This is a genomic window from Stenotrophomonas pictorum JCM 9942 (assembly GCF_001310775.1).
GTDB classification, from domain to species: Bacteria; Pseudomonadota; Gammaproteobacteria; order Xanthomonadales; family Xanthomonadaceae; genus Stenotrophomonas; species Stenotrophomonas pictorum.
Genome location: NZ_BAZI01000790.1, coordinates 1 through 591, shown reverse-complemented (window position 1 = coordinate 591; position 591 = coordinate 1). Strand labels below are relative to the sequence as shown.

General features: G+C 60.1%; 1 pseudogene. It reads left to right on the top strand.

What is annotated here, in order from left to right:
* Positions 1-229 (top strand): annotated as a pseudogene (locus JCM9942_RS18565) (JAB domain-containing protein); the annotation flags it as partial.
* Positions 230-591: the final 362 nt, after the last annotated feature.

Here is a 591-nt window from a genome sequence, read left to right as displayed (position 1 = left end):
CGGAGCGAGGTCCATCCGCGGAGGTGGTGCGTCACGCGCTCCGCTGCAACGCCGCAGCGTGATCGTGGCGCACAACCATCCGTCGGGCTTGGAAGAACCATCAGCTGCGGATCGCGCGGTGACCGAGCGACTCAAGCAGTCGCTCGCCCTGGTCGACGTGCGCCTGATTGATCACGTGGTGGTCGGTGGACTGCAGACTGTAACCCTGGCGGAACGTGGCTGGCTTTGATGGCCACACGCGAGAACCAGTGGGAAACCGGATCGACTTTCCTGCCAGCCAATAGGGGCTGGCAGGATGTGGTCGGATCCTTTTTTTATTTGGGTATCCGGATTTTAGTGTGGGAAGACCGCACTAGCCCTTCTTGTCTGACAGCTCTCGTTCGGTAGGTTTCTGGTATCGCAAGGCTTACGCGCTTTTAGCCTTCAGTGTGGGCTTTGTCTGGCGCATGTCGGTGCAAGGAAACAATCAGTGGCAGGTCACCTTGCCCCCGGCTCGAACTGGGGTTTGAGGCGCAGTGGAACGGAAAACCGGGTTAAGCCACGCGCCTAGCTCCCGTGCAGAGAATCGATCAGCGGGCACGACACAGTGCC